Consider the following 22,293-nt stretch of genomic DNA (forward strand, 5'->3'; position numbering starts at 1 on the left):
TGTTGCCGTGCCTGTGCTATCTGCATGGCCATGCAGGGAGGTTATCATGGATATACTTGCGGCAGATATTGGCGGCACTGAGAGCCGTTTTTTCAGGTTTTCCTGTAATGGCAGCGAGATAGCAATAAAAGAAGGGCTGGTTCTTTCTTCGGGATATTATAGTTTTGAGTCCCTTCTTGGGAAAATTTTTTCATGTTGGCCGGAAGATACGGAGAGCCTTAAAAAAGTCTCTTTGCTGATTTTTGCCGCCGCCGGTCCGGTGAAGGAGGGGCATGTGGATATGACCAACGCCTCTTTCCGCGTAGAGGAAGGCCCGGCGAGGGTGCGTTTTCCCGGTGCGCGCTGTATTGTGATGAATGATTTCGAGGCCCAGGCCTGGGCCTGTCTTTCTCCGGCCATGAGGGAGGCGGAGCTTATTCTGCCGGGGCGCGGCGTCCCCCGGGAAAGCGCAGGCTTTGATACGGCCTCTCTGTCGGGACTTCCGGGGAGCGGCGCACCCGTGGCGGTACTCGGTGCGGGAACGGGGCTCGGCGCGGCCTGGCTTCTGCCCGGCAGGAATAAAGGGGAAGCGACCCGCGTGCTTCCCTCTGAAGGAGGACACATACCTTTTCCTTTTGAGGGGGAGGAGGAAAACGCCTTTGCTGCCTGGCTTTCCCCGAGGCTGGGCGGAGGACCGATTACGGCGGAACATGTGCTTTCCGGCCCCGGCCTTGCGCGGCTTTATGAGTTCCTTTGCGGAAAGGCGGAGGCGCCTGCGGTGTTCACCGGAAAGCCGGGTTTTGCCGATTCCGCCTGTTGCGGCCTGTACGCACGTTTTTACGGGCGCTTCTGCCGTATGGCTGCTCTGGCGTTTCTGCCTCAGGCCGTGGTGATTACCGGGGGGGTGGCGGGCAAAAGCCCGGCCCTGGTACGGCACGGGGAGTTTGCCCGCGAGTTTTTCCGCGCCGGGGGTGGGCAGGGGGCTCTGCTTGCCGAGATTCCCGTATGGCTGAACAGACATCCTCTGGCCGGCTTATGGGGTGCGGCCCGCGCCGGAGCGGCCCTGGGCGCTTCGGATGCAGAAGTCCGGGCCTGCTGAAGGACAGCCCCGTTTTCATGCCCCCCGGAGGGGCGGGGAGGAAGGAGATTTTCATGTTTGAGGAAAACGATATCCTGGTTCAATCTCTGGCCTGCGCCCTGAAAAAGCGGGGCCTTGCCTGCGCGAGCGCCGAATCCTGTACCGGCGGCCTTGTGGGAGCCATGCTCACGGCTGTACCCGGTTCTTCCGACTGGTATCTGGGGGGCGTGATCTCCTATGCCAACAGCGTGAAGACAGGTCTTCTGCATGTGCGCGAGGAAGACCTTGCCTCTGTGGGCGCGGTGAGCGAGCCTGTGGTGCGTGCCATGGCCCTCGGCGCGTGTGCGGCGACGGGGGCGGGAGCGGCCGTCGCCACCAGCGGCGTGGCCGGGCCTGGCGGAGGCAGCCCGGAAAAGCCCGTAGGCACGGTGTGGATAGGCTGGGCGCTGGGAAGCGAGAGCCGGGCGCGGCTTTTCCATTTTCCCGGCAGCCGCGATGAGGTGCGCGTGCAGGCCGCAAGGGCGGCCATAGAGGGCCTTGCCGCGTGGCTGGAAGAGGCATGATGCGCGGGATCCCGGGCTGAGGAATGTCCGGCGCTTTCGGCATCCGGGGAGGCAGCGGCTGCCCGTGCACGGCGGGCGTGTTGCGCCCCGATTGGGGTAGGGATGCCTCGAGTGACGGCCTGCTCCGCGTGTGCGTCAGCATTCGTCTTTTTCTGAAGGCGGGGTGCTGGAAGCTGCCTTTTCCTCTGGAGTGCTTTCTGCTGCGCATAGGCCGTCCGGGGTGTAAGGGGGGACGACTCCTCTCAGATATTTTCCGTACACGCCGTTTTCGCACTCTTCCATGAAGATCTGCCATACGGTGACGAAGAGCACGGCCAGCGTGGGCCCGGTGACGAAGCCGTCCATGCCGAAAAGCATGAAGCCGCCCAGGGTGGAAAGCAGCACGATGAAGTCGGGCAGCTTGGTGTCGCGCCCCACGAGGGTGGGCCGCAGGATGTTGTCCGCAAGGCCGATGACGCATGCGCCGTAGGCGATGAGCAGGCCGCCCTCCCAGTAATGGCCTATGGCGATGAGGTACAGGGCCGTGGGCAGCCAGATGAGCGCAGAACCTACTACGGGGATGAGGGAGAGAACAGTCATCACCACACCCCACAGCACGGCGCCGCGGATATCGAGGAACCAGAACATGACGCCGCCGAGAGCGCCCTGGGCCATGGCCACGAGCAGGCTCCCCTTGACCGTGGCCCGCATGACGCCGGCGAACTTCTGGAACAGGCGCTCTTCCCTGTGATCCCCGAAGGGCATGGCGCGGATGAACAGGGCGCGGATGCGCCCCCCGTCGCGCACGAGGAAGAAGGAAATATAGAGTACCAGTGCAAGATTGGTGAGAAGCTGCGCCGCGCTTCCGCCGAGGGCCACGGTGTTCTTGGCGATGAGGCTGCCCATGGAAAGGGCCGTCTTGCTCAGAGACGCCTTGATCTGCTCGGGGGTGTATCCGTACTCGGCAAGCCATGCCTGCGCTTCCGGGAAGTGTTCGCGCAGGCGATCTACTGCGTTCATGAGGGAGGCCGTTCCCGAGGAGAGCCTGTCGTACAGGGCCACGCCTTCCGCCACGCAGGAGTAGAGCAGCCAGGAGAGGGGCAGGATGATGATGAACAGGCACAAGAGCACAGTAAGCAGGGATGCAAGGTTCGGCCGCAGGCCGTAGCGGTCGCGCAGGCGCGCGTTCACCGGCGAAAAGAGCACGGCGATGACTACGGACCAGAACAGCACGTCGAAGAAAGGCTGAAGAAGCCAGCCGAAAAGCACGGAGGAGGCGGCGAGAAGAAAAAGAAAGGCGCGCGCTTCAAAGCGCTGCATGTTGTCGTGCATGGCATATCCTCCGGCCGTGCGCGGCCTCGTCAGTTTTTCCCCAGCCGTTCCTCAAGGCCCGCATCGAGCCGGACGCGGAAGGCACCCTCGCTGCGGTCGATACGCACCATGCCTGGCGCGGCGTTTTTCATGGGATGGATGTATTTTGCCAGGGAATACTGGATATCGGCACTTTCCTGATCCTTCTGCCAGCTCTTGAGGGCCGCGAGGATACCCGCTTCATGGAGCGTCCTTTCCGGTACCTCCTGCCCTGCGTAGTCGCGGCGGATGATGACGTGCGCGCTCGGCCCGTCGGCCGTGTGTATCCAGTAATCGTGGGGGGCGGCAAGCTTGAGCGCGAGGGCGTTGCCTTTCGTGTCCCTCCCGCGCAATATGAGAAAGCCGTCTCCGCTGCGGAAGGCCTGTACCTGTTTCGGCAGATCCCGGGGCAGGGCGGAGGGCTTTTTATCCGTTTTGGACTTTTCCTGCGCAGAAGCGGGGTATGCGCCGCTTACAGAGGCAAGGCTGCGCAGCATGGCGGCCTCGGCCTGTTCCTTCTGCGCCCGCACCTCCGCGCGACGCCTTGCAAGATGTTCCAGCCCGCGCTTTCCCCGTCCGGCCTGATGGAACAGGGCTGCCATGTTTTCCCGCACGGTGAGCTTCCTGTCGAGGCTGAGGGCGACAGGGCCTTCCGGCCCGTCCAGCGTGACGACAGCGGCCTTTTCTTCCGGGGAAAAACGGTAGAGCTGGCTTTGCAGAAGAAGCGCGTCCTTCTGCTTTCCGCTCATGGCCAGAAGGCGCGTTTCCTCCCCGTCCAGCTTTTCCAGGAGCTTTTTCAGGCGGGCGGCCTCGGCGGAAAAGGGCCGTGCGGCGTTTTCCCTGGCCTGCTGTGCGAGGCTTTGATATACGAGGATTTCTCCCGCCCGGGAAAGGGCTTCCAGCGGATCTTCAAAGACCTGTTCCGCCCATGTTCCGCCCATGGAAGCAAGCTGCTCCGGGGGAAGCGGCCATGCAGAGACTTCGCAGCGCCCGGCATCGCTTTCATAAAGGAACACGTCGCCCCCGCCGAGTTCAAGATCCATGAGCAGCGCTCCCGCGTCCAGAGCATCAAGGCGGGCGAGGGTGCGGCGCAGGGCGGGAGTGAGCACGGCATGCCCCTTCCACCGTTCGGGCGGAAGAGCGAGAAGAGCCGCATCGGGCCAGGGCGGATCGTCAAAAGGCGGGGGCGCGTCGAAGCACAGGGAGGGACCTTCGCGCAGATCGAGGCAGAGCCAGGCGTCGGGGGCCCCGGCGAGGCCGAGAAAGAGTTTCCGCTCGGGCCACGCACAGACGGCATGCGTTACCCGCCTGTCGGAAAGGTATTTGCGCAGGCGCATGACGAATGCCGGAGGCTCCGCATTGACGGGCACACGATGCGCGGCAACGAAGATGAAAGGCGATTTGCGGTCCGCCTTGAGGACCATGTAGCGTTTCCCTTCACGTCCGCCGCCCCCGTACAGGGTGAATACCGTGACATGGGGGCCCGGCGCATGGATTTTTTCCATGCGCGCACCCATGATGCGGGGGATAAGCGCATCGCAGAAACGGCGGAAGAGGTGGGCGTCCATGGCGGTATGCGCGGACAGATGCTCAGCTGCCCTGTATTTTTTCGCCTTCTTCCTGACGGGCCTTGCAGGAAACGCAGAGCGTGGTCACGGGGCGCGCCTTGAGCCTGGCGAGACTGATATCCTCGCCGCACTCTTCGCAGATGCCGTATTCACCGTCGTCCATGCGTTTGAGCGCGTCCTGTATCTTGGTGATGAGCTTGCGTTCGCGGTCGCGTATGCGCAGAGTGAAAGAACGATCCGACTCGGCGGTGGCCCGGTCGGAAGGGTCGGCATAAGATGAGTGGCTATCCGTCATTTCTTCCAGAGTGGAGTCGCCGTTGCGCTGGGCCTCGACGAGCATCTGGTTGAGAAGGTTGCGGAAATATTCCAGATCTTCAGGGGTCAAGGTTCCTCCTGGCAGGCTGTTGCGCCCTGCCGTTTGAATTTCCGTTGTGTAAACCATAAAGATGCCGTTGTAAAGCGGCCGAGTGTTACACGGGAAGGCTTTTCAACGCTTCAAGGAGCGTGGGAAAGCCTTCTACGGCCGCTTCGGCGAGTCCTTCGGTCTGGAAGGCGAGGAAGGGAATGTCCGCCCCTCCCGCGGCGCCCTTGTCGGAGGCGCTGTCGCCGAGAAAGAGCAGGCGGCGGGGAGGGATATTCCATTGCCTGAGGATGAGCAGCGCCCCGTCGGGAGCAGGCTTGGGGCGGGCGACGTGGCTTGCCATTACGATGGGGTCGAAATAGCCGTGCAGGCGGCATGTGTCCAGAAGCATGTCCATGCCGTCGGTGCGGTTGGTGTTCATGGCGAGCCTGAGGCCTTTGCCGCGGCAGAAGTCGAGCACCTCGTGCAGGCCCGGGTAGCAGGCTATGTGCGGCATGATATCACGCACATAGGAAATACGCCTGGCGGCGTCGCGCAGAAGAGGCTGGAGGGGCTTCGGGAAAATGGCGTCCATGGCCTGGCGCACGGTGGCGGCCTGTACGAAGTCTTCCTGCTCGCGGGTGAGGTTCGGCAGGCCGAGGTAGGCGCGCAGGTAGTTGTAGTAGGTGATGTTGGCTTCGCGCGAGTCGATGACGACGCCGTCGCAGTCGAAAATGATGCCGGAGGGCAGGCCGTTGCACTGTTCAAGGATCCAGCCGGCAAGTTCAGGGGCGCAGAGGTGTGGCATGGCTATCGGTGTGTTTCGGGCAGGAAAAAAGTAAGGGTTCGGTTCCAATGCTTCTCTTCGAGGCCGCGTTTCAGGAGAGAGCATGCGTCGCGGCCGCAAAGTTCTGCCAGCGCAGAAACTTCCATGCGCACGGCCTTTTTGCCGGAGTCTCCGTGAGGCAGAGGCTCGCCCGTGCCGGCAAGGGCGTCGGCCATGGCGGCGCTTGTGACTGCGACGGCGGTGGAAGCGGGCATGTCCTCCACAAAGGCAAGGGCTGCGAAAAGCGCTTTCCTCCAGTCCGGCAGGTCTTTTTCCGAGGGCAGTACGGGAGGGACGGAATCTTTCGCTCGGCCTGAGATGAGGCCTGCCAGGGCCTGGCGCGACGTGCTGATTTTTTGCTCCAGCGCGGCCATGTCCAGGGCCTGCTTTTCCAGAAGCCAGAGGAGCAGAAGTACCTGCTGGGCGGTGTGGCGCAGAGGCGCGACCTCTTGTTCGACCGGGAGTCCGGCCATTTCGCGCAGGGCACGGCGTTCGGCGGGGGAAAGGTCGGCCGGGGCGGCTTCTGCACCCATGGCCAGCACGGGGGAGCCGCTCGCGCCGTCGCGGCAGGCGCGTTCATAGTCGGCAAGGCAGGCGGCGGCCATGGGCGCGGGCCATGGCATGGCCGGTTCCCACGCGTGCGGAGGTCTGTCGGGAAGGCCCGGCCAGAGCGTGAGGCCGTTTGTGTCGTGCGGGAAAAGCTCGGCATGAAGACGGGGCAGGAAGAGAAGAAGGGATGTATCCATAATATGATTGCTCCTTGTCCTACTATACGGCCAGACGTCTTTTCAGGCAATAATGAAAAGAAGCCCGGCGCGCCTCTGGCCGCCGGAGAGGGATGCTTGACCTTTGCCCTGTCCCTCCCGTATAGGGTATGAACGAACTTGGAGAGAATGACCCCGGAGGTTTGCCATGTTTGGTATAGGAATGCAGGAACTTCTCGTTATCCTTGTGCTCGTGCTGGTGATATTCGGCGCGAAGCGTCTGCCGGAAATCGGTTCGGGCCTCGGCCGCGCAATCCGCAATTTCCGTCAGGCCTCGTCGGAACCGGATGAAATAGATATTACCCCCAAGGACAAGATCAATACCGACGAAGACAAGAAGGCGTAAGACTGCGCCGGGATTTCCCATGACCGTTGAACAGATTTCCGTGTTTGTGGAAAACAGGTCGGGTCAGCTTGGCGACGTGACGCGCGTCCTTGAGGAGGCGGAGGTCAACATCCGTGCGTTGTCCCTTTCGGATACTGCGGATTTCGGTGTGCTGCGCCTCATGGCCGACGATACGCAAAAAGCGCGCGACGCACTGGTGAAGGCCGGCTTTACCGTGGGCTCCACCCCTGTGGTTGCCGTGGAGGTGGCCGACAGGCCCGGCGGGCTCGGACATGTGCTCGGCGTTTTGTCCGAGCAGGGCATCAATGTGGAGTACCTTTATGCGTACACGCAGCGGGAATCCACGCGTGCCACCATCATTTTCCGCTTCGACCGCACGGATGAGGCGGTCAAGGCTCTCCTTGACCGGGGGTTCCGTGTGCTCGGCCCGGATGAAATAGGTGCATAGTTTTCCCCCTCCGGAAGGTTAAGGGGATCCCTCGAATATCATGAAAAGGCCCGGTTCCATGAACCGGGCCTTTTGCGGTTATGCGTAAACTTTTTTTCCGCGTCTTTCCTTTTTTTCCGTCGCCTTTTCGGCGAGCGCCTCCTTCTTTTTCCTGCGTTCCGCTTCTTCCCGGGCAAGTCGCGCGGCCCTCTCCGCTTTTTGTGCGGCCTTGCGCTCTGCCGCCTCCTTCTGCTGACGAAGCGCTTCCTTCATGCTCAGGATACAGCCGCACCATTTCTGCCGGTAAATGCCGAGCTCCTTCGAGAGATTGATGCCGTCCCACCACCAGGGGCGGAAATCACGGTAAAGGAATGTCGCTCCGGCAAGGGCGGCGGCTCTTTGCGCCTCGGCGATGATGCTTTCGTGGTGCTGATAGCGGGAATAGAGCAGGCTGGAAGTGAAGGCGTCGAAGCCTTTTTCCGCCGCCAAGAGAGCGCTTCGCTCCATGCGCGGGCGATAGCAGAGCGGGCAGCGTTCCCCTTCCCGGGTGATGCCGCCGAGGGCTCGCACCCAGAGACCGGGATTTTCAGGATCGCCTTCCTCAAGGAGGGGCACGCTGAGCTTTGCCGATACCTCGCGCATAGCATCGCGCCGTTTTTTCCATTCGTCGGCGGGATGAATGTTGGGGTTGAAGAAAAAGGCCGTGGGCTCGAATCCTTCGTCCCGAAGATGGACGACGGGCATGAGGGAACAGGGGCCGCAGCAGACATGAAGCAGGATACGGGGCATGGCTTGCTCCTGCGGCGTGCGCCGCATGATGCCGGGGTACGGAAATCCAGACAAAGAGGGAAAGGGGAGACTCTGTTTATTATCCTTCCTGTGGGGTGAGGGCAAGAAGTTGCGTCCGGATCCGTTGGCAAAAAAAGACGGCCCCGCAAAGGAGGCCGTCCAGGGTGTTTTGGGGTTTACTTGTTGTATTCGTGGGAGATTTTGAACAGTACGGGGCTCAGAAGCAGAAGGCCGATGAGGTTTGGTACGGCCATGAGGGCGTTGAGTACGTCGGCGATATCCCACACAAGGTCGAGGGACATGAGCGCACCCACGGGCACCACGCACACGAAAATGATGCGGAAGGGCTTGAGCGCCTTGTCGCCGAGAAGGTAGATCCAGCAGCGTTCGGAATATACGCACCAACCGAGGATGGTGGAGAAGGCAAACATGGCGAGGCACACGGAAACCATGGTCGAGCCTATGCCGGGCAGGGCGGATTCAAAGGCGGCTGCGGTGAGGGGTGCGCCGGAGAGGGCCCCTTCCACGGACCAGAGGCCGGAACAGAGTATGGCAAGGCCCGTCATGGTGCAGATGATGATGGTGTCGATGAAGGGGCCGAGCATGCCCACATAGCCCATGGCTACATGGTCGTCGGTGGTGGCTGTGGCGTGGGCCATGGCTGCGGAGCCGAGGCCCGCCTCATTGGAGAAGATGCCGCGTGCCACGCCCATCTGAAGGGCGAGCATGACGGTGGAGCCTGCAAAGCCGCCGGCAGCCGCAGTACCGGTGAAGGCGTCGTGGAAAATGGTGGCGAAGACGCCGGGCACCTTGTCGATGTGGATGATGATGACGATGAGCGAGCAGACGATATAGATGAGGGACATGAAGGGCACGAGCTTGCCCGACACCGAACCGATGCGCGAAACGCCGCCGAGGATGACTAGGGCGATGAGCACGAACATGACGGCGGCGGAGATGAAGGGTGAGATGCCGAAGGAGGCGTGCAGGGCGTCTGCGATGGAGTGGGACTGCGTCATGTTGCCGATGCCGAAACCGCAGATGCCGCCGAAGAGAGCGAAGAGGGTACCGAGCCAGGCCCATTTTTTGCCCAGGCCGTTTTTAATGTAATACATGGGGCCGCCCACCACATGGCCGCCGGGAGTCACTTCACGGTACTTCTGGGCGAGTACTGTTTCCGCATATTTGGTGGCCATACCTACCATGGCGGTGCACCACATCCAGAAGAGAGCTCCCGGGCCGCCGGTGAATATGGCTGTGGCCACGCCCGCGATGTTGCCCACGCCCACGGTGGCGGCAAGGGCCGTCATCAGAGCCTGGAAGGGAGAAAGTTCCCCATGTACGTTCTCATTCTTGGTACGTCCCTTCCATGTATGATGGAAGCCCGCGCCGAGGCGGATCCAGGGAAGGAATTTCAGACCGAAGGTAAGGTAGAGGCCCGTGCCGAGAATAAGGGCCATCATGACAGGTCCCCAGACGTATCCGTCCAGCACCTTGATAAACTGGGAGAACTCTTCCATGTTGCAAACTCCTCGCCCCGTTCAGGAACTTTCCTTTTTTGAGCATGTTCCGCTTAGGAGTCCCTTTCGGCGGGGCCATAAAAAGTCCGCCTGCGGTGCATGAAGCCCGGCAGGGCCGGGCTTTTCAAACATGCGGAAAAGGCCGGGAGCAAGGTTCATGCCCATGCGAAAAGGGACATGCTCTCATTAACATTTCTGTTGATAGCATCGAAAAATAATGCATGGCAAGAAAAATATGCGCGTCTTGAAGAAAACACGGATCATCAGCGAAAAAGCCTCTGCCGGAACCTTGTGACGGAAATCGCAGACTGGGACATGCAATAAACATTTTTGTAAAAATAAATTTTCCGCGCACGCCGCGGGGGAGTCTTCCGGCCCTGCCGCAACTTGTCCCGACAGGGCTGCGGACTTTACAGGATAAGCCGATCCGGCTAAAAAAATCATACACTCGCGGGAGGATTTTTGTGGATACGTTCACAGCACTGTTTATCAATATTGTCTGGCTGCTGGCCGGATTCTTGAATGGTGTAACGTCGTTCGGGGGCAACCTTTTTGCCGTACCTCTTATGACGCTGGTCATGGATACGAAGGAGGCCGTTATTTTCAGCTGTCTTGTGGGGACAGGTATTACCACGAGCATTACCTTTTTTTATCACAAGGAGCTGCCGAAGTTGGAGTTCACCATGGCTCTGCTTGCCTGCGTGGCAGGTGTTCCTTTCGGTATGGTCATGTTGAAGCTGGCCTCGACGAAGGCCATGCTGTTCGGCTCCGGGATGATTCTGTTGTTTTTTCTGGTCTGGCAGGCCGTGGCCGGACGTATGGGCAACACGCTCCGGGTTCCTCTGTGGAGCATTGTCCCGGTGGGAATGCTTTCCGGCATCCTGATGAGTGCCACCGGTATGGGCGGCCCCGTACTTGCCATGTACGCCGTGCTGCGCGGCTGGAGCAAGGAAGTCACCCTCTCCATGATCAATACTCTTGCCACACTGGCCATGGTGGTTCTTGTTTTTCTTCAGTGGAGGGACGGCTTGTACACGCCGCAGATGCTGCATAGGGCCCTGTGGGCAGTGCCCTGCTGCGTTCTTGGCGTGTTCGTGAGCATTCCCGTGATCAAGCGCGTCAATCCCCGGATTTTCCGCAGGGGGCTTCTGGGTATGTTGGCATTTTCCGCTGCGATGCTTTTTGTGCGCGGCATGGGAGTCTAGGCTGCGCAGCCCGGGCGTGCTCCGTATCCCCGAGCCGGAGAGCTTTGGCGGAGCATGCCCGCGCGCCCCTTAGGGGCGAGACCGGACGGAACACAGAAAGGGCGCGGCAAAATATGCCGCGCCCTTTCTGTGTTCCCGGAATGCAACGCCTCAGAATATGCCGCGCACCTGGCCCGTTTCGGCATCCACGTCCACGCGGCGGAATGCCGGGTTGGAGCCTGTGCCGGGCATGAGCGATATCTTGCCGGAAACAGGCACTACGAGGCCCGCGCCGCCGTAGAGCAGGACGTCCCGTATGTTCAGCTTCCAGCCGGAAGGTTCACCCTTGAGGTCGGGGTTGTCGGAAAGGGAATACTGCGTCTTCACCATGCACACGCCGAGCTCTGCGGCGTCGGGCCTCGCCTGCATTTCGGCAAGGCGGCTTTCCGCTTCGGAGCTGTAGTTCACGCCGTCGGCCCCGTAGACTTCGCGGGCTATCTTTTCAATGCGTTCCTTGAAGGGGGCGTTCCAGTCGTAGAGCGGGCGGAAATCGGTCTTGTCGTTGCAGGCGTCCATGACGGCGTCGGCGAGTTCCAGCGCTCCCGCTCCGCCGTGCTCCCAGTGCGTGGAGACGGCCACCCTGGCCCCTTCCGCCTCGCAGATCTCGCGGATGCGGGAGATTTCAGCGGGAGTGTCGGTGACAAAGGCGTTGATGCACACCACCGGGGACGTGCCGGATTTCTTGATGGTGCGGATGTGGTGAAGCAGGTTGCAGCAGCCCTTTTCCACAAAGCCCACGTTTTCCTGCCGGTATTCTTCGGGCAGGGCGCGGCCGGGCCGGGGCAGGGGAGCCCCGCCGTGGCTCTTCAGGGCGCGCACCGTGGCCACAAGCACCGCAGCGTCGGGGGCGAGGCCGCTGTAATGGCACTTGAGGTTCCAGAATTTCTCATAGCCGATATCCGCGCCGAAGCCGGATTCCGTGACATGGTATTCGGAAAGCTTGAGGCCCAGGCGGTCGGCAATGACGGAGCTCTGGCCGAGGGCGATGTTGGCGAAGGGCCCGGCATGGACGAACACGGGCTGGCCTTCGATGGTCTGGATGAGGTTGGGCTTGATTGCATCCACCATCCAGGCGGCCATGGCCCCGGCGACCTGCAGATCTTCCGTAGTCACGGGGTTCCCCGCGCGGTCGTAGGCCACGATGATGCGGCCGAGCCTTTCGCGCATGTCCTTCAGGTCGCGGGCCACGGAGAGTATGGCCATGACTTCGGAGGACACGGAAATATCGAAATGCGAGGCCATCATGAAGCCGTCGGACTTGCCGCCCATGCCTATGACCACGTTGCGCAGGGCCTGGCAGCAGAAGTCGATGACCCAGTTCATGCGCACATTGGTGGGGTCGATGTTCAGGCGTTCCTGATGGGAGAGGCGCAGAAGTTTTTCGTCGTCGTAGTTGCGTTCATGCTGCATGCGCGAGGTGAGCGCCACCATGGCCAGGTTGTGGGCGTTGGTGACGGCGTTGATATCGCCGGTGAACCCCAGGGAATACTGGGTGAGGGGAATACACTGGGAAAGTCCGCCCCCGGCCGCGGAACCCTTGGTACCCATGGTGGGGCCGCCGGAAGGCTGACGAATGGCTGCGGAAACGCGCTTGCCGCGCACGGCAAGGCCCTGCACGAGGCCTATGGTGGTGGTGGACTTGCCTTCGCCCAGAGGAGTGGGGGTGATTGCCGTCACGTCGACATATTTGCCGTCGGGGCGGCCTTGCAGGCGGGAAAGCACGGACATGTAGTCCACCTTGCCCATGACATGGCCGTAGGGAAGCAGCTCCTTCTCTTCAAGGCCCAGTTCCCGGCCGATACGGTAAATATCCTTCATGCGGGTTTCCGCATCCTGTGCGATCTCCCAGTCCGCGTGCTGCTTGGGGTCCAGTGCCATGTCCGTCTCCTTGTGGTTGGGGTTCGCCTGTGGTTATACGGCCTCAGGTCTTTTATCTCAAGGGCTTTTTCCCCGGGACGGCAGCAAGGTATCAAAAAAAAATTGACTCCTCTATCAGACATTGTCGTATTCTTTCTTGTTATTTTTTTAGCTAATGTCATATCAAATCGTGGCAGTCTTGAATGTTTACGGGATTTCTTTTTGCTGAGGTACAGGACCGCGTTATGATTATTGATTTTCGTATCCGCCCGCCGTTTGGGGATTTTCTTTCCATGGGGCCTTTCGATGTGAAGGCTTCGGGCTTCGACCCTGACTACCCCGGCCAGATGTACGGCTACATTCCCCCCCGTTCGGTCCGGACCAGGGACATTTCCGTATTCATGGATGAAATGGATGCCGCCGGCATCGACTATGCCGTGGTCGCAGGACGGGCCTCCACAAGCTCCAGCACCTTCAGCAAGGGCTACGTCAGCCCCGATGTGGTGTATGAGCTTGTCAACCTCTATAAGGGAAGGCTCTTCGGCGTGGCCGCCCTGGACGCCTTGGATCCGCAGGCGCCGAAAATAGCGGAGCGGAGCGTGCGGGAGCTGGGCATGCGCGGCATTTCCATAGAGCCGGGCTGGTGCTCCGAACCATGTTATTGCGACGATCCGAGGCTTGAGCCCATCTATGAGACGGCGGCATCTTTGGGTGTGTTCGTCATGATTACCATGAGCTATCTGCTCGGCCCGGATCTCAGTTATTCCGATCCGCTGCGGCTGGAGCATGTGGTTTCCCGGCACAGGAACACGCCTTTCCTTATTCCTCATGCCTGCTGGCCTCATTTCATTTCCATGTCGGCCGTTTCCTTTAAGTACCCCAACCTGTACTGGGTGCCCGACTTTTTCTTCTATCTGCCGTTCATGCCTTCCGTGGATATCATGCCCGCCTTCAATACCGCGTTGAAAAAGCAGGTGCTTTTTGCCAGCTCCTATCCGGTGAGGGGGCTGGAGGAAGCCGTGCGCCTGTGGAAGGAAAAGGCCTGGGAGCCTGAAGCTCTTCAGCTTTCCCTGAGCGGCAACGCTTCCCGGCTTTTGAACCTGAAGCCGTAACCACTATCTGCCGACGTAAAAATCCGGATCGGTGCCAGCTATGAAAAGCCGCAAGTTATTTATGGCACAAGTAGGTGGAAACTCCGATCTGGAAAAGTACCTTTCCGAATCGATGAGCTGAACTTGTTACCGACAGGAGCCGCCCATGACAGCAGCAGAAAACAAGGCCGAAAGCCTGTTTGAATCCATTATGACGCTTATCTACAAGGTCGCCCTGGTCATCGGCGCAGTTTCTTTGGTGCTTCTCGCCCTGCCCGTCACTTTGGACGTGTTCTTGCGCCATGCGGGGTCGTATTTCCCCGGGGCCTACGAGATACAGGAACTCATGATGGGGGCTCTCGCCGTTTCCGGCATGATCGTCATTTCCTGCCGCGACCGCCACATCGCCATAGATTTCTTCTACCAGCATTTTTCACCGAAGGTGAAGTCCTTCCTCGATGCGCTTTTCGAGTTCATGGGGCTGATCTTCTTTTCCACGCTGGGCTGGGAAATTCTGGTACTCGCCTTTGAAAAGACGGGCAGCGGCGAAGTCACCTCCATCCTTCATATCCCGCTGTCCATTCCCATGATGTTCTTCGGCTTTTGTATGGCCGTCTTTGCCCTGACGCTCCTTATCAAGACGCTGCGCTGCTTCTCCGGTCTCGTGCACGACGGCATAGCCTGGTTCATCCCCGTTATTTTCGCCGTCACCGTGCTTGTGGCGCTGCTTCCGTGGATACTGGAATATTGCGGCATCTTTCCTTCCCGCGCGCAGCTCGGCGTATTCGGCATACTCTTCTTCATGCTGGTGCTGTTCATCGGCTTCCCCCTGGGCTACGCCATGGGCATCTCGGGCTTCATCGGACTTTTGTGCCTCAGGCCGGACGTCATCACCCACTTCAATACCCTGAGCATGACTTCCTATACTTCGGCTTTTTCCGCCACCCTCGCCGTGGTGCCGCTGTTCTGCCTCATGGGTGAACTTTCGCTGGTCTCCGGCATCAGCGCCGACATGTTCAAGGCTGCCCGCATCTGGATGGGGCGTACCCCCGCCTCCCTGGGCATTGCCAGCATCATAGGCTGCGCGGGCTTTGCCGCCATATGCGGCGATTCCCTGGCCTGCGGCGTGACTATGGCTTCCGTGGCCCTGCCGGAAATGCGCAAGCACGGTTATAATCCTGCGTTTTCCTGCGCCACGCTGGCCTGCGGCGGCACGCTGGGCGTGCTTATCCCGCCCAGCCTGAGCTTCATCATTTACGCCATAGTCACGGAAACCTCCACGGGACGGCTTTTCATGGCGGGCGTGATACCGGGCATCATCCTCTCTTCCCTGTTCATTCTCGTGCTGCTCATCACGGCATACCGGCATCCTGAGCTTCTGCCGCGCGGCGAGCGCCATACCATGAAGGAAAAGGTGGCCTCCCTTTCCGGCATCCTGCCCATCGCCCTGCTCATCGTCATCATCATGGGCGGTATTCTTGCCGGCTTCTTCAGCGCCACGGAAGCGGGCGCCATAGGCTCGGTGGCCGTGTGGCTCTTTTCCCTCGCAGCCCGCCGCATCAGCTGGCAGCAGACGAAGGAATGTCTGGTGAGCACGGTGTACATTGCCGGCAAGCTGCTTTTCATCCTCATGTGCGTGGCGCTGCTCGGCGTGTTCATTGCCTATACGCGCCTTACCGTAACCCTGGCCCAGTACGCGGCGGGGCTGGACGTGGATCGCCACGTCATCCTTCTCGTCATCGTCATTTTCTATATCATCATGGGCTGCATGATGAACGTGCTGCCTCTGCTTCTTCTCACTCTCCCCACAGTGTTTCCCACCATACAGGCCCTGAACTTCGACCCCGTATGGTTCGGCGTCATCATCGTACTGCTTACGGAAATGGCCGTCATCACGCCGCCTGTGGGCATCAATGTATTCGGCATCAGTTCCATGGCCAAGGATATCCCCATGGGGGCCATATTCAGGGACGTGTGGCTTTTCTTCCTTTGCATCGCTTTCCTCATCCTTCTTCTCACCTTCTTCCCGCAGATAGCCCTCTGGCTGCCCAACAAGTTCTTCTGAACCCCCCTTCCCGGTGAAGGCAACCCATAACCAAGGATGGATACCATGAAACGACCTCTGCTTCTTTCCCTGCTCGCGCTTTCTCTGTTGTGTCCCGCCGCATCCCAGGCTGCGGAGCGCACCTATGAACTGGCGTTCACCAGCGAAGGCTACCGTGAAAACCATGTGGTGTATCAGCAGGTATGGGAACCCTGGATGCAGGAAGTGGAAAAGCGCAGCAACGGCCGCCTGAAAATCGTGTATTACAGCCCCGGTTCTATCTGCACCTCCAAGGATGTGCCCGATGCCGTGGTCAAGGGTCGCGTGGATATCGGCCACAGCCTCTTCGGCGCGAACCCCGGCCTGTACGGCTATTCCGACACGGGCGAAGCCAATGTCCCCGGCGCGAGCAGCATGGCCGCCTCCATGGGCTTCTACAAGTACGTCACCCAGAATGACTGGGTGAAGGCCGAACTGGACAACAAGGAAATCAAGCTGCTTACCATCTGGAGCACCGGCCCCATGATGCTCACCTCCAAGACGCCCATCACCAAGGTTGCCGACCTGAAGGGCAGGAAGATCAACTATCACATCTCCGGAGCGGACGAGCTCATCACCTCCTTCGGCGCAGTACCGATCTTCGTCGCCCCGCCGGATATCTATATGAGTATTCAGCGCGGCCAGACCGACACATCCCTCATGGCCCTCACCATTCTGAAGCCCTTCAAGCTCTATGAAGTGCTTACGGAAATCCTGAACTACCCCATCGCTCCCGGCTACCACTACATGGTCATGAACCGTTCCGTGTGGGAATCGCTTCCTGCCGATCTTCAGAAGATTCTGGAAGAGACCACCGGCGAGACCATGGCCAAGGCCATTGCCGTCGCCGTGGATGCGAGCATCAAGGATTCCGTGGATTATGTGCTCTCCAACGGCAAGTGCCGCATGAACGAAATGCCCGCCGAGGAACAGGCCAAGATGGCGAAGTTCCTGGAACCCTTCAAGCAGAACTGGATTTCCTCCATGGAAAAGCGCGGCCTGACCCGCGCCAAGGAAGCCCTCGGACTGTTTGAGAAGTGCATGGAAGAAGCCAACGCCCAGTACGGCGGCAAGTAGGCTTTCCGCTCAGGCCCGTCTCTGGAGGCATGGGCTTGCGGTACGGGCCGCCGACAGATATGAACAATGAAAAAAGGCTCCGCCGGAAAGCGGGGCCTTTTTGCGCAGGCGGACCGCGCGTGACGCATGAAAAGGGGCAGTCGGAGGGCTGTCTGGGGTCAGGAAGCAGCTTCTTCCTTCTTCAGCAGATCCAGAAGTTCCGCGATGCTTTCTTGCACAAGTTTTTCTGAAGAACGCATGTCCTCGGGGTAGATGAACCAGATGCGGCCCGGCATGGGGAAATCCGCTACATCCATGGCGCAGACCTTCTGCGCCCATCCTCCGGGGGCGAGCAGTACTCTGCGCGGCAGCACGGCGGCGGTGGATACGTCCATGGAAATGAGCCGGAGCAGATTTTCCTGCTCCGGGATATGGATGATGCCCGAAGGGGAAAAGTGCTTGCAGATATCGCGGTAGACGAAATACTGGTCGCGCTGGGGGTTGAATGCAAGGCGCAGGGCAGAAAGATCCCGCAGGGTAAGAGTGTGCAGGTTCGCGAAGGGATGCGATTTGTTGATGATGACGGCGCAGCCGTCTTCCGGTCCTTCCATAAAAGTCATGTCGTTCTGGGCGAGGCGTACGCGGTAGGTGCTCTCCACCCTCTCATTCACACACGTGATGAGTCCCAGCATACGCTGGTCCACCACGGTGTGGAACACCTGCTCCACAAAGGATTCATACAGGTTGAAATAAATGTGCGGGTAGAGTCTCTTGACGTGAAGGACGACTTGGGGAACCAGCCAGCGCATGAGCGTAGTGGAGGCTCCGAGCTTGACCATGACGGTATCTTTTTCCGGCTGACGATGGGAGAGCTGAAACCATTTATGGAAGACGTCCCGCATGTCGCGGGCATCCTGAAACACGATTTCCCCGTTCTTGGTGGGCCGTACCCCCATGGGGGAGCGTTCCAGCAGGGCGTATCCCAGTTTTTTTTCCAGAGCGGCCACACCGGCGCAGAGAGCCTGCGGGCTGACGTCGAGTTTGCGTGCCGCCCTGTTCAGCGACTTGCATTCCACGGCCTGGACAAAATACTCAAGATAGCGAAGCTGCATCCCTGCTCCTTGCGGCTGAAGTCCGGTCCTTCTTTTAGGCAAGAACCGCTGGTATCAAATAATTTTTTATACCACTATCATGTTGTGGTCAATAGATGGAGAGCGGGGAAGCTCGTATAAGGATGATACAAGCTGTTGTTGAACGCACTATCTGAGGAGGAACCCCATGTCCAAGCCACTGTATCTGGAAAAGTATCCCCACCTGTTTCAGCCTCTGACCGTAGGTAAGAAGAAGCTTGTCTACAAAAACCGCATCATGGTGGGGCCCATGCAGGTTTCCGGCGCATATTCCACCGATGCCAACGGCACCATCAATGACTATGGCGTGGACTATTATACCGATCTTGCCCGGGGCGGCTTCGCTTCATGTGCCGTTCCCGTGGAAGTGCCCAGCCACAGCGCCCACTTCGGCACCATCCGCCTGGATGAGAAGTCCAAGGGCTTTACGTTCATGCACATACTTCAGCGTTCCGTCCATGCCTTCGGCATGAACACGGCCTGCGAAATCTATCATCCCGGCATCTGTGCCCTGGCCGGTACCTGCGACCTCATGGGGCCGAGCTCCTTCATGTACAACGGGCGCATGGTCCGCGAAATGACGGAGAAGGACATGGAGGACGTGGCCGAGATGTACGTCACCGCCGCAGCCGACGCCAAGAGGGCCGGGTTCGACGCCATCATGCTGCACTACGGGCACGGCTGGCTCATGAACAACTTCCTCTCCCCCTTGAGCAATCATCGTACCGACGCCTACGGCGGCTCGGTGGAGAACCGCGTGCGCTTCCCGCTCATGGTCATCAAGCGCATCCGCGAAGTGGTGGGCGATTCCATGGTCATAGAGATCCGCATGAACGGCAACGACAGGGCCGAGGGCGGCATCACTCCCGAAGACGCGGCCGAGCAGGCCCTCATCATGGAAGAATATGTGGATATGTTCCATGTTTCCTGCGGTACCCGTCTGGACGCCCATGCCCGTCCGAAGATGCACCCCACCTGCTTCGTCACTCCCGGCCATAATGTGGACGGCTCCATGGCCCTCAAGAAGGCGGGCGTCAGGAAGCCCGTGGGCGTCATCGGCTCCGTGCATTATCCCGACCTTGCCGAAAGCATCCTTGCCGAAGGCCAGGCCGACTATATCCTCATGGCCCGCCAGGCCATAGCCGACCCGGAATGGGTCAACAAGGTACGCGCCGGCCGTGAAAAGGATATCCGCCCCTGCATCCACTGCGACTTCTGCGTGGACGGCGGCCGCCGCAACGCCCTCACCACGGAAGTGACTATCCTGAACGACGCCACCTTCGACAACCGCTGCTCCGTGAACCCCCTGGTGGGCCAGGGCAGCGCCCGCGTGCGCGCCTTCCGCTTCAACGGCCGCAAGCGCGTGGCCGTTATAGGCGGCGGTATCGCCGGCATGCAGGCCGCCGTGGCCGCGGCGGACAAGGGGCACGACGTGACGTTGTTTGAAAAGCGCGCCTTCCTCGGCGGGCAGACGGCCATTTATCCTGAACACCTCTGGTTCAAGAAAGAAATTCTGGCCCTGCGCGAATACTTCATCCATCAGGTGCGCCAGCGCGAGAGCATCAAGATACTTCTGGAATCTGAAGTCACCGCAAACATGATTTCCGAAGCCAACTACGACGCCGTCATCGTGGCCGTGGGTGCGGAACAGGCTGTTCCGCCCATTCCGGGCATTGATGGGAAGAACGTGGTCATGGCCTGGGACGTGTTCAGCAATGAAGAGAAGATGGGTGAGAACGTCGTCGTGGTCGGCGGCGGCTCCGTGGGCTGCGAGCTCGGTATCTCCCTTGCGGAAAAGGGCAAGAAGGTCACCATTCTGGAAATGGGGCACTTCTTCGCTCCCAAGTCGGAAATTGCCGAGCGCATGAGCCTTGAGGAACACATGATCAAGAACGGCGTACAGGTGCATGTGGATTGCCTGTGTACGGAAATCACCCCCGAAGGCGTGGGCGCGAAGGACAAGGACGGCAACGAGGTCTTCTTCAAGGCCGACACTGTGATCATTTCCGCCGGTTCCAAGCCTCTGGCGGAGCTGCGCGATTCCTTCCAGGGTACCGCGTTCGACGTCATCAACGCCGGCGACTGCATGGGCCCGGCCAATATCCGCAACGCCACCGACAGCGGCTGGTGCGCGGGCAACATCATCTGATCGGGCGCATGGCCTGAACAGTAATAAAGGGGGAGCGGAAGCTCCCCCTTTTTCATGTCCCGCTTCCGACGGGTTGAAGTTCCGGCTTTCAGGACGGGAGAGACGCGCACGGAAAGCCCCGGATTCCGGGGCGAGCGTATGCCCGCATGGTTGCCAGAGGGGCCGGCTTGGCGTATCCCCCAGAAAAAGGCGCGTAAGCGCCGGGGAGAGATCATGAGAGAGAGTACGATGCGCCTGCTGGAAGAAATGCAGGTCAATGAAAAAACGGACAGTGAAATCTATACCATCCTTGCAAGGCGCGTGGGCGGGGAAAACGGCGAGGTTCTGCGCCGCATGGCCGCCGATGAGGCCCGCCACTGCGAGGTGTGGGGACGCTATACCGGGAAAAAGGCCGAGGCAAAGCGTCTCAAGGTGCTTTTTTACTGCTTGATGAGCTGGATTTTCGGTTTGACTTTCGTCATCAATCTGCTGGAATCCGGTGAAGATCATGCGGGCAGGCGTTATTCCGGGCTTCTTGAGGACGTGCCGGAAGCGCGGGGCATCATGGAGGAAGAAGAGCGGCACGAGCGGCGTCTTGCCGAGATGGTGGATGAGGAAAGGCTGAAGTACATAGGCAGCATGGTGCTCGGCCTCAACGACGCGCTGGTGGAACTTACCGGCGCTCTGGCGGGCTTTACCCTGGCGCTCGGCAGCAACGACACAGTGGGGCTTGCTGGCTTCATTACCGGCGTGTCGGCCACGCTTTCCATGGCGGCTTCGGAGTACCTTGCCAAGAAGGCCGAACCTGAAGAAAAGCATCCTTTCAAGGCCGCCGTGTATACAGGCATAGCCTACATGATTACGGTGGCCCTGCTGCTTCTGCCGTATGTGGTGTTTTCTTCTCCATATGCGGCGTTGGCCTGCTGCCTGTTCAATGCGGCCTGCATCATCTGCCTGTTCACGTTCTTCGTCGCCGTGGTGCGGCGCGAGAGCTTCCGCCCGCAGTTTACGGAAATGCTTGTCATCAGCTTCGGCGTGGCGGCCGTTTCCTTCTTCATCGGCTGGGCTGCCAAGACCTGGATGGGCATAGAGATGTAACTTTTGTAAGGAATACATAAAAAAGCGGGGAGTTCCCCGCTTTTTTTGTGCCGTTTTGCTTTGCCGCAAGATGGGCTTCATTGCATGGCAAGCTCGCGCAGCGCCTTGAGATCGCTGATGATGAGGCGGTCCCTGGTCAGTTCTTTCAGCACGCCGTCGCGTTTCAGTTTCTGGATGGAGCGCAGCAGGGAAATCCTGTGCACGCCGAGGAGGTTGGCCAGTTCCCTCTGGGAAATGCCCGGCGAAAGTTCCAGGGCGTTGTTGTCGGCCTGGGACATGTTCAGGCAGAAGCGGCAGAGTCTGGTCAGCGCGTTTCCCGTGCCGGAGTTGGAGAGCGTGTTGTGCATGAGCAGCAGCTTCAGGCCCATGGAGCTCATGAGATTTTCCACGAAATCGGGGTGATCGCGGATGAACTGCCGGTCGTGGAGCAGTTCGCCCGGGAATTTCCAGAGCGTGACGTCCGTGAGGCAGTAGAACTGGCAGCCGGAATCCAGGAAGCTGGTCATGGAGCTGCCGAGCGCGTACGCCACGTTGATGAGCGTGCCCGGCTGCATGTAAAGCATATTCTGGATCTGTCCGTTGGCCGCGCCGTGAAGTATGGTGATGCGCCCCCGCTCCAGATAATAGAAGCTGTGCTTCGGGTCGTCGTACAGGTAAAGGTAGTTTCCCCTGCCGTGCTCCTGTCTTGCGGCGAGATGAAGCAGCTGTGCCCACATGCCGTTGATGCCCGGAATCGTGGCGGTGAGTATGGCGGACTGGGGGACGGAAGACATGGCTTTCCCGGGGATGCGCCGTGATATGCCGGGGAGGGTCCCCGTCCGGCGCGCGGCGGTGAAATGGTTACATGAGGCCGAGAGGCCTGGCGATAAGATACATGACGGCCACGGTGATGACAACCCAGGCTGCGGATATGACGAGGCCCGGCCTGAACATGTCGGACATTTTGTAGATAGTGTCTACACGAGTTAAGTTAACAGCTTGAGCCATATCGCTATACAGCGGATTTGTACGGCAGCCTCAAACGATGAGAGCATCTTCGCGTATCTAGTAGCAATGCCGCGCCACCGTTTGAGATGG

At 59.8% G+C, this 22,293-nt stretch carries 21 protein-coding genes and 1 pseudogene; 10 read left to right on the forward strand and 12 right to left on the reverse strand.

Annotated features, from left to right (window positions below; all coding sequences use genetic code 11):
• Positions 1 to 46: 46 nt before the first annotated feature.
• The gene (locus K8W16_RS08275; RefSeq protein ID WP_304122674.1) at positions 47 to 1,078 is read left to right on the forward strand and encodes a glucokinase; all 1,032 of its coding nucleotides are present in this window, start codon (positions 47 to 49) and stop codon (positions 1,076 to 1,078) included.
• Between the two features lie 53 nt (positions 1,079 to 1,131).
• On the forward strand, positions 1,132 to 1,620 hold the full coding sequence (locus tag K8W16_RS08280) for a CinA family protein (protein ID WP_304122675.1): 489 nt from the start codon (positions 1,132 to 1,134) through the stop codon (positions 1,618 to 1,620).
• Positions 1,621 to 1,755: 135 nt separating this feature from the next.
• On the opposite strand, the gene K8W16_RS08285 is transcribed toward K8W16_RS08280, so the two are convergent.
• The 5 genes from K8W16_RS08285 to K8W16_RS08305 all read right to left on the reverse strand — a co-directional run bounded on the left by K8W16_RS08285 (position 1,756) and on the right by K8W16_RS08305 (position 6,429).
• On the reverse strand, positions 1,756 to 2,931 hold the full coding sequence (locus tag K8W16_RS08285) for an AI-2E family transporter (protein ID WP_304122676.1): 1,176 nt from the start codon (positions 2,929 to 2,931) through the stop codon (positions 1,756 to 1,758).
• A gap of 29 nt (positions 2,932 to 2,960) precedes the next feature.
• Positions 2,961 to 4,517 (reverse strand): NFACT RNA binding domain-containing protein, encoded by a 1,557-nt coding sequence (locus K8W16_RS08290; protein ID WP_304122677.1) that lies wholly within the window; start codon positions 4,515 to 4,517, stop codon positions 2,961 to 2,963.
• 22 nt (positions 4,518 to 4,539) lie between these two features.
• The gene (dksA, locus tag K8W16_RS08295) at positions 4,540 to 4,902 is read right to left on the reverse strand and encodes an RNA polymerase-binding protein DksA (RefSeq protein WP_077073906.1); all 363 of its coding nucleotides are present in this window, start codon (positions 4,900 to 4,902) and stop codon (positions 4,540 to 4,542) included.
• 85 nt (positions 4,903 to 4,987) lie between these two features.
• Positions 4,988 to 5,665 carry an HAD family hydrolase gene (locus tag K8W16_RS08300; protein ID WP_304122678.1) on the reverse strand — a complete coding sequence of 226 codons (678 nt, stop codon included), beginning with the start codon at positions 5,663 to 5,665 and terminating at the stop codon, positions 4,988 to 4,990.
• Positions 5,666 to 5,667: 2 nt separating this feature from the next.
• On the reverse strand, positions 5,668 to 6,429 hold the full coding sequence (locus K8W16_RS08305) for a hypothetical protein (RefSeq protein WP_304122679.1): 762 nt from the start codon (positions 6,427 to 6,429) through the stop codon (positions 5,668 to 5,670).
• 166 nt (positions 6,430 to 6,595) lie between these two features.
• Here K8W16_RS08305 and K8W16_RS08310 point away from each other — a divergent pair, with 166 nt between their 5' ends.
• Together K8W16_RS08310 and K8W16_RS08315 are read left to right on the forward strand one after the other, a co-directional pair.
• Positions 6,596 to 6,793 carry a twin-arginine translocase TatA/TatE family subunit gene (locus K8W16_RS08310; RefSeq protein WP_304122680.1) on the forward strand — a complete coding sequence of 66 codons (198 nt, stop codon included), beginning with the start codon at positions 6,596 to 6,598 and terminating at the stop codon, positions 6,791 to 6,793.
• Positions 6,794 to 6,812: 19 nt separating this feature from the next.
• Entirely contained in the window at positions 6,813 to 7,241 is a 429-nt protein-coding gene (locus K8W16_RS08315) for an ACT domain-containing protein (RefSeq protein WP_304122681.1), read from the forward strand.
• A 78-nt stretch (positions 7,242 to 7,319) separates the two neighbouring features.
• On the opposite strand, the gene K8W16_RS08320 is transcribed toward K8W16_RS08315, so the two are convergent.
• Entirely contained in the window at positions 7,320 to 8,009 is a 690-nt protein-coding gene (locus K8W16_RS08320; protein ID WP_304122682.1) for an epoxyqueuosine reductase QueH, read from the reverse strand.
• A gap of 176 nt (positions 8,010 to 8,185) precedes the next feature.
• Positions 8,186 to 9,529 (reverse strand): sodium:alanine symporter family protein, encoded by a 1,344-nt coding sequence (locus K8W16_RS08325; protein WP_304122683.1) that lies wholly within the window; start codon positions 9,527 to 9,529, stop codon positions 8,186 to 8,188.
• A 464-nt stretch (positions 9,530 to 9,993) separates the two neighbouring features.
• Between K8W16_RS08325 and K8W16_RS08330 the strand changes: the two genes are divergently transcribed.
• Positions 9,994 to 10,734, forward strand: coding sequence for a sulfite exporter TauE/SafE family protein (locus K8W16_RS08330; protein ID WP_304122684.1), 741 nt, complete (start codon positions 9,994 to 9,996; stop codon positions 10,732 to 10,734).
• Between the two features lie 150 nt (positions 10,735 to 10,884).
• Here the strand turns inward: K8W16_RS08330 and K8W16_RS08335 are convergent, their stop codons facing one another.
• A complete protein-coding gene (locus K8W16_RS08335) occupies positions 10,885 to 12,651 on the reverse strand; it encodes a formate--tetrahydrofolate ligase (RefSeq protein ID WP_304122685.1) in 1,767 nt (588 codons plus the stop codon).
• A 224-nt stretch (positions 12,652 to 12,875) separates the two neighbouring features.
• On the opposite strand from K8W16_RS08335, the gene K8W16_RS08340 reads away from it, so the two are divergent.
• The 3 genes from K8W16_RS08340 to dctP all read left to right on the forward strand — a co-directional run bounded on the left by K8W16_RS08340 (position 12,876) and on the right by dctP (position 16,881).
• Positions 12,876 to 13,742 (forward strand): amidohydrolase family protein, encoded by an 867-nt coding sequence (locus tag K8W16_RS08340; protein ID WP_304122686.1) that lies wholly within the window; start codon positions 12,876 to 12,878, stop codon positions 13,740 to 13,742.
• A gap of 145 nt (positions 13,743 to 13,887) precedes the next feature.
• Positions 13,888 to 15,786: a TRAP transporter large permease subunit gene (locus K8W16_RS08345; protein ID WP_304122687.1), complete on the forward strand. Its 1,899-nt coding sequence runs from the start codon at positions 13,888 to 13,890 to the stop codon at positions 15,784 to 15,786.
• A gap of 45 nt (positions 15,787 to 15,831) precedes the next feature.
• Positions 15,832 to 16,881 (forward strand): TRAP transporter substrate-binding protein DctP, encoded by a 1,050-nt coding sequence (dctP, locus tag K8W16_RS08350; RefSeq protein WP_304122688.1) that lies wholly within the window; start codon positions 15,832 to 15,834, stop codon positions 16,879 to 16,881.
• A 158-nt stretch (positions 16,882 to 17,039) separates the two neighbouring features.
• Here dctP and K8W16_RS08355 read toward each other — a convergent pair whose 3' ends face one another.
• On the reverse strand, positions 17,040 to 17,972 hold the full coding sequence (locus K8W16_RS08355) for a LysR family transcriptional regulator (protein ID WP_304122689.1): 933 nt from the start codon (positions 17,970 to 17,972) through the stop codon (positions 17,040 to 17,042).
• 166 nt (positions 17,973 to 18,138) lie between these two features.
• On the opposite strand from K8W16_RS08355, the gene K8W16_RS08360 reads away from it, so the two are divergent.
• Both K8W16_RS08360 and K8W16_RS08365 read left to right on the forward strand, forming a co-directional pair.
• Positions 18,139 to 20,139, forward strand: a complete 2,001-nt coding sequence (locus tag K8W16_RS08360; RefSeq protein ID WP_304122690.1) for an FAD-dependent oxidoreductase — start codon at positions 18,139 to 18,141, stop codon at positions 20,137 to 20,139.
• 213 nt (positions 20,140 to 20,352) lie between these two features.
• A complete protein-coding gene (locus K8W16_RS08365; protein WP_304122691.1) occupies positions 20,353 to 21,216 on the forward strand; it encodes a VIT1/CCC1 transporter family protein in 864 nt (287 codons plus the stop codon).
• Positions 21,217 to 21,293: 77 nt separating this feature from the next.
• On the opposite strand, the gene K8W16_RS08370 is transcribed toward K8W16_RS08365, so the two are convergent.
• From K8W16_RS08370 to K8W16_RS08380, 3 genes and pseudogenes are all read right to left on the reverse strand, one after another.
• Complete coding sequence (locus K8W16_RS08370) at positions 21,294 to 21,989, reverse strand: Crp/Fnr family transcriptional regulator (RefSeq protein WP_304122692.1); 696 nt, start codon at positions 21,987 to 21,989, stop codon at positions 21,294 to 21,296.
• 67 nt (positions 21,990 to 22,056) lie between these two features.
• The gene (locus K8W16_RS08375) at positions 22,057 to 22,203 is read right to left on the reverse strand and encodes a hypothetical protein (RefSeq protein ID WP_304122693.1); all 147 of its coding nucleotides are present in this window, start codon (positions 22,201 to 22,203) and stop codon (positions 22,057 to 22,059) included.
• A pseudogene (locus K8W16_RS08380) lies at positions 22,182 to 22,293 on the reverse strand (IS5/IS1182 family transposase); the annotation flags it as partial. The gene K8W16_RS08375 and the pseudogene K8W16_RS08380, both read right to left, overlap by 22 nt.

It is taken from the genome of Mailhella massiliensis, assembly GCF_020741395.1.
Lineage (GTDB): Bacteria > Desulfobacterota > Desulfovibrionia > Desulfovibrionales > Desulfovibrionaceae > Mailhella > Mailhella massiliensis_A.

What these genes read in the sequence shown, in the direction of transcription:
- K8W16_RS08275 (WP_304122674.1), top strand. Translation starts at nt 47, where the DNA reads ATGGATATACTTGCGGCAGATATTGGCGGCACTGAGAGCCGTTTTTTC.
- K8W16_RS08280 (WP_304122675.1), top strand. Translation starts at nt 1,132, where the DNA reads ATGTTTGAGGAAAACGATATCCTGGTTCAATCTCTGGCCTGCGCCCTG.
- K8W16_RS08285 (WP_304122676.1), bottom strand. Translation starts at nt 2,931, where the DNA reads ATGCACGACAACATGCAGCGCTTTGAAGCGCGCGCCTTTCTTTTTCTT.
- K8W16_RS08290 (WP_304122677.1), bottom strand. Translation starts at nt 4,517, where the DNA reads ATGGACGCCCACCTCTTCCGCCGTTTCTGCGATGCGCTTATCCCCCGC.
- K8W16_RS08300 (WP_304122678.1), bottom strand. Translation starts at nt 5,665, where the DNA reads ATGCCACACCTCTGCGCCCCTGAACTTGCCGGCTGGATCCTTGAACAG.
- K8W16_RS08305 (WP_304122679.1), bottom strand. Translation starts at nt 6,429, where the DNA reads ATGGATACATCCCTTCTTCTCTTCCTGCCCCGTCTTCATGCCGAGCTT.
- K8W16_RS08310 (WP_304122680.1), top strand. Translation starts at nt 6,596, where the DNA reads ATGTTTGGTATAGGAATGCAGGAACTTCTCGTTATCCTTGTGCTCGTG.
- K8W16_RS08315 (WP_304122681.1), top strand. Translation starts at nt 6,813, where the DNA reads ATGACCGTTGAACAGATTTCCGTGTTTGTGGAAAACAGGTCGGGTCAG.
- K8W16_RS08320 (WP_304122682.1), bottom strand. Translation starts at nt 8,009, where the DNA reads ATGCCCCGTATCCTGCTTCATGTCTGCTGCGGCCCCTGTTCCCTCATG.
- K8W16_RS08325 (WP_304122683.1), bottom strand. Translation starts at nt 9,529, where the DNA reads ATGGAAGAGTTCTCCCAGTTTATCAAGGTGCTGGACGGATACGTCTGG.
- K8W16_RS08335 (WP_304122685.1), bottom strand. Translation starts at nt 12,651, where the DNA reads ATGGCACTGGACCCCAAGCAGCACGCGGACTGGGAGATCGCACAGGAT.
- K8W16_RS08340 (WP_304122686.1), top strand. Translation starts at nt 12,876, where the DNA reads ATGATTATTGATTTTCGTATCCGCCCGCCGTTTGGGGATTTTCTTTCC.
- K8W16_RS08345 (WP_304122687.1), top strand. Translation starts at nt 13,888, where the DNA reads ATGACAGCAGCAGAAAACAAGGCCGAAAGCCTGTTTGAATCCATTATG.
- dctP (WP_304122688.1), top strand. Translation starts at nt 15,832, where the DNA reads ATGAAACGACCTCTGCTTCTTTCCCTGCTCGCGCTTTCTCTGTTGTGT.
- K8W16_RS08355 (WP_304122689.1), bottom strand. Translation starts at nt 17,972, where the DNA reads ATGCAGCTTCGCTATCTTGAGTATTTTGTCCAGGCCGTGGAATGCAAG.
- K8W16_RS08360 (WP_304122690.1), top strand. Translation starts at nt 18,139, where the DNA reads ATGTCCAAGCCACTGTATCTGGAAAAGTATCCCCACCTGTTTCAGCCT.
- K8W16_RS08365 (WP_304122691.1), top strand. Translation starts at nt 20,353, where the DNA reads ATGAGAGAGAGTACGATGCGCCTGCTGGAAGAAATGCAGGTCAATGAA.
- K8W16_RS08370 (WP_304122692.1), bottom strand. Translation starts at nt 21,989, where the DNA reads ATGTCTTCCGTCCCCCAGTCCGCCATACTCACCGCCACGATTCCGGGC.
- K8W16_RS08375 (WP_304122693.1), bottom strand. Translation starts at nt 22,203, where the DNA reads ATGGCTCAAGCTGTTAACTTAACTCGTGTAGACACTATCTACAAAATG.